Origin of the sequence: Rosenbergiella sp. YN46 (genome assembly GCF_036620675.1) — a bacterium.
Lineage (GTDB): Bacteria > Pseudomonadota > Gammaproteobacteria > Enterobacterales > Enterobacteriaceae > Jejubacter.
In genome coordinates, this window is record NZ_JAZHEE010000170.1 from 1 (window position 1) to 518 (window position 518).

The following is a 518-nucleotide window of genomic DNA, read 5'->3' on the forward strand; positions in this document are numbered from 1 at the left end:
TTCGGCGCATACTGATACAGGTTCAGCCCACCCTGCAACCCTATCGGATCCTGAGTGGTAAAGCGCCCCACGCCCGGGTCGTAGTAGCGGAACAGGTTGTAGTGCAGACCGGTTTCGCTGTCGGCGTACTGTCCGGCGTAGCGCAGCGGCTGGTTGATGGTCGGTTTTCCCTGGCGCAGCGCCCAGCTTTCCGCGGTCTGGTGGCTGACTTCGCCAAAGCTGCCGTACTGCCCGCTCCAGCGCACCGCGCCATCGCCGTCGGTGACCTCCAGCGGCGCGCCGTTCAGATCGGTGGTGAACCAGTAGCATTCCCCGTCCTGCGCCTGGACATGGTGATCGACTCGCGCCAGCGGGCTCCAGCTTTCGTTCGGATCGTACAGATAAGTGGCGCAGCGCTCCCCTTCCCGGCTTTGCAACAGGCGCCAGCCCTGCCACAGGAAGCGGGTTTCCACCGTACCGCGCCGGGTGGTGACCGTTTTCGCAATGCGCCTGCCCAGGGCGTCGTAGCGATAGCTGGC

General features: G+C 64.9%; 1 protein-coding gene. It reads right to left on the minus strand.

Annotated elements, in window-relative coordinates; all coding sequences use genetic code 11:
- The coding region (locus V3W49_RS23085) for an RHS repeat-associated core domain-containing protein (RefSeq protein WP_500148321.1) at positions 1 to 518 on the minus strand (518 nt) is incomplete at both ends.